At 64.2% G+C, this 3,893-nt stretch carries 4 protein-coding genes; 1 reads left to right on the forward strand and 3 read right to left on the reverse strand.

Going from position 1 to position 3,893, the window contains the following annotated elements:
- Positions 1-166 precede the first annotated feature (166 nt).
- Positions 167-1,330: a tyrosine-type recombinase/integrase gene (locus JCM9942_RS11930; protein ID WP_241772765.1), complete on the forward strand. Its 1,164-nt coding sequence runs from the start codon at positions 167-169 to the stop codon at positions 1,328-1,330.
- On the opposite strand, the gene JCM9942_RS11935 is transcribed toward JCM9942_RS11930, so the two are convergent.
- The 3 genes from JCM9942_RS11935 to JCM9942_RS20545 are packed head-to-tail and all read right to left on the reverse strand — an operon-like array spanning position 1,331 to position 3,737.
- A complete protein-coding gene (locus tag JCM9942_RS11935) occupies positions 1,331-1,672 on the reverse strand; it encodes a DUF2793 domain-containing protein (protein WP_054659910.1) in 342 nt (113 codons plus the stop codon).
- The gene (locus JCM9942_RS11940; protein WP_157722894.1) at positions 1,669-2,994 is read right to left on the reverse strand and encodes a phage tail protein; all 1,326 of its coding nucleotides are present in this window, start codon (positions 2,992-2,994) and stop codon (positions 1,669-1,671) included. The genes JCM9942_RS11935 and JCM9942_RS11940 overlap by 4 nt, the downstream gene beginning before the upstream one ends.
- Positions 2,994-3,737 (reverse strand): phage tail protein, encoded by a 744-nt coding sequence (locus JCM9942_RS20545; protein WP_157722895.1) that lies wholly within the window; start codon positions 3,735-3,737, stop codon positions 2,994-2,996. The genes JCM9942_RS11940 and JCM9942_RS20545 overlap by 1 nt, the downstream gene beginning before the upstream one ends.
- Positions 3,738-3,893 lie beyond the last annotated feature (156 nt).

Below are 3,893 nucleotides of genomic sequence, written 5' to 3' on the forward strand. Positions count from 1 at the left end.
TCTTCCTCCGCCCAATCCAGCACCCTCCGTCAATGTCCGTGAAACCAGTCTCAAGCCATGAGCCGTAAGGGTTTCACACTCCGCAGCGTTCCGCAGGAATACGCGTCAATCCCCGCCTGCCGGGCGGGTAGCTGGGCGGGTATGGAGAAGGGTGCAAGGTATGGGAATGCAGTTGAACAAGCTATCGGCGAGGCGTGTCGCAACGGCCAATGAGCCGGGGTACTACCCTGACGGCGGTGGGCTGTACCTGCAAGTGACGGCCACCGGCGCCAAGAGCTGGATCTTCCGGTACCGGTTCGAAGGCAAGCGGCCAGAGATGGGGCTGGGCCCGCTCCATACTACATCGCTGGCCGAGGCCAGGGAGGCCGCGCTGGCTGCGCGGAAGATGTTGCTCGCGGGACATGACCCGCTGGCCAGCCGCAGGCAGGCCAGGGCAATCGCAGCGGCAACCCCGACATTCTGGGCGGCGGCTGAGGCATACATCGCAGAGCGCCGGGCCGGCTGGAAGAACGCAAAGCACGCCGACCAGTGGACCAACACCTTGGAGACCTACGCCAAGCCGATCATCGGAGCCAAGCGCGTGGACCGGATCGATACCGAGGACGTGCTCGCCGTCCTGCGACCGATCTGGGCCAGCAAGACCGAGACAGCCACCCGGGTGCGCCAGCGGATCGAGTGCATTCTGGATTCCGTGACGGTTCAGAAGCACCGGGCCGGCGAGAACCCGGCTCGGTGGAAGGGGCATCTGTCCGTGATTCTGCCGAAGCCAACGACCGTGACGAAGGTCGAGAACTTCCCCTCCCTTCCCTATGGCGAGATGACAGAGTTCATGGAGAAGCTGCGTAATCGGGTCGGAGAGGCAGCGCGCGCCCTGGAGTTCACCATCCTGACGGCCGCCCGCACGGGGATGACCACCGGCGCGGCGCCGGCGGAGCTGGACGCACAGTGCATCAACTGGACGGTACCGGGTAGCCGGATGAAGGCCAAGAAGGAGCATGTCGTCCCCCTTCCGCAGGCAGCCCAGGAGCTGGCGCTGCAGCGTCGCGACCGCGCCCTTCTGTTCCCGAATGACGTCACCGGGGAGCAGCTGTCAGAGAACGCCATGTTGGCCCTGCTGAATCGCATGGGCTATGGACACGTGACCGTCCACGGCTTCCGGACCACGTTCAAGACCTGGGCCGATGAAGTCGGCGGCTACCCGGACGATCTGTCCGAAGCGGCGCTGGCGCACACGATCAAGGACAAGTCCAAGGCCGCCTACAAGCGCGGGACGATGCTCGAGCGCAGACGGGAGATGATGGAGGCTTGGGCGGCGTTCTGCGGGTACTGATCAGATTGGTGCCCAAGCGCCAGCGCTGAACCGGTAGTCGATCCCCTCATCGATGACGAACGCCCGGAAGCCAGCGCGGGCCGGGATGAACCGCCACAGGCCGGCACCGGTACACAGGGCGATCTGCCCCGCTTTGCCGCCCCAGGCACCCGTCGGTGCCGCGCCGACGATCCAGCGCTTGCCGACATCCCCCGGAACCGTGGCCGGCGGCGCGGACAGATCCTTGTCTTCGACGGCCAACTGCAGCAGTGCATCGATGACCTGCAGGGCGTCGTTGATCGGGACGGACGGCTGCAGGGAGTTGGCCGGCACGGTTTCCAGGCCAAGGTTCGGGGTGGTCATGTTGGGGTTGCCTCGCTGGCCGGGCCAGGCCCGGTGATTGAATTGATGGCCGCGACCTGCACGGTGGCGCCGGCCGGCACGCTTGCACGCGTGTGGCTGGTTTCGGTCGTGTCAGCGGTGAAGCCGTCGCTGTAGCTGACCCGGTAGCCGGTGAAATACTTACTCTGCCGCGGAGCATTCTCGACGCCCAGTCGCGCCCGGCCGATCCACGACACTGTCACCGCATCGGATCCGTCGCGCTCGGCGCGCACGTGGTGCACTGGCCATTCCTGCTGGCTGGCCGGTTTGTCCAGGGACAGCGGCACCCACGCGACATCGTCCTCGTCTTGCCCTGCGCTGATACCGCGCACGCTCAGCGTCGTGCCGACCATCCACTGTTGCAGCTGCACGAACGTGAGCGAATCGTCGATCAGGACCACCGCGGCGCCGGCCGGGATAGCTGCAGGAGCGGTGGCATAGCGGCCACGGATCAGCCCGGACAGCGCGTACAGCGTACCGCCAAGCGGCGTGACGGCTTGGTACTGCAGGATCTCCCAGCTGCCATCGGCGCGCTGCACGGCCGCCCGATTCGAGTACCGCAGCAGGGTGTCCATCGAGATCGACTCGGGCTGTTCCGGCAGATTCACCTGAAGGGCTTGCCGGCTCAGGTACTCGCCGCCGATTTCGGTCGCCAGCGGGGTCAGCGTGGTGCCGATGACAGACGGCCCTGCAATATCCAGCGCGGCCGAGATCGTGGCCCCACCGTCCGTGCTCAGCTGCAACTGCCCGCCGCGCCAGCCGGCCTCCGTGCCGCGAGCGCCGACGTACCAGCCGAGCTCGTCGTCCTGGTCGCGCAGGATCGGGATATTCAGCACGGCGACGATCGTGTCGCCGACCAGCCCCGGGGTGGTGCTGATCGGCGGCGGCACGACAACGCCAGCAGCTTCCGAATCGTAGGCCCATGGCGCGTCATCGCAGGCCTCGAACTCCAGCACCCCGGAATCCTCTTCGACCTGCACAACCCGGATCCGCATCTTGCGCCCGCGCTTGTCCGTGTACTCGATGACATCAGTCGGCGTCAGCGCCGTCCAGGCAATTCCAAGGTGGAACCCGGCCTTGTGCAGCTCGCCCCAAGCGACCTTCATGCGGCGCAGCGCCACCGTAGCCGCTTGATCTGCCGACATTGTGAGCGGCACTTCGATGCTGCTTTCGCCGGTGGCCTTGACCGTGCCGCTGCGGCGCTCGGCTGTCTGCTTGGTCGCGGTGTAGCCAGCCGCCGCGTCGATGCTGATCACATTGACCTTGCGCAGCAGCTCGGCCTCCTGCACGCGGTCCAACTCCATCAGGGAGCCATCGCGCTCGACCAAGTCGCATCGGTGATCGTCGCGACCGGTGCACGCCGGCCGCGTTTCACGAACCGCAGCTTGCGGTCGTACTCGGCGGAGTCGAAAAAGTAGGCCTGCCGCAACGGCTGGATCATAGCGTCGGCGCCACCCGGGGTGGCCACCTTGTATCCGGAGATATTCTCGAACAGATCTAAAACGTCAACATTCTCCAGTGAAACGCCGGACCTGAGCAAAAGGTCAGTAACTACATCAGAAAGAAATGGCTCCGCTTGAATCAGTGCACCAGGGTCATCTGTCCGCGCGTAGTTGCGGAATCGCCACTGCACGCGGCTACCAGTGTTACGGGCCATCGACACAAGTTCGCAGCTTGCCCCCACTCCGCTCCTCAGCACATGCTCTGTCTGATACCGCTCACGCTGATACCGGATGCAAAAATTACCGGAACGGATGTAGCACAGCAGAATATCGCTGTCGGCTGAAAATCCGACGCGACGCTCATCCATCGTACATCGCAGCGTCCGGCAACCGGATGGTAGCTGACTGTGAATCATCCCCGGAACCGTCGAGTCGTACCAGTAGAACTTCGCGTCAGCCCCTTGCGTATAGGCCACGAATGGATTCATGTTCTGATCGAAAGACAGTGCAATTTCCGTAATGCCAGGCGCACTGAATAGCAACGTCGGCGCCACACCTTGCGCCTCCACGAATACACGCACCGTCGCCGCTTCGTGATCATCCACCGCGAAGGCTCGCCAAACTTTTACGAGCAGCCCCTTGGAGCGTCATTAAGCGCGATCCCTCCAAACTCCCAGTCCTGCAATTTGTCTCGCGGAAGCGGAGACTTCACCGGGTAATCAAAGCCGCTTATAACTGCTCTGGCTGAGAGTTCACCCCCC

Origin of the sequence: Stenotrophomonas pictorum JCM 9942 (assembly GCF_001310775.1) — a bacterium.
Classification (GTDB): Bacteria; Pseudomonadota; Gammaproteobacteria; order Xanthomonadales; family Xanthomonadaceae; genus Stenotrophomonas; species Stenotrophomonas pictorum.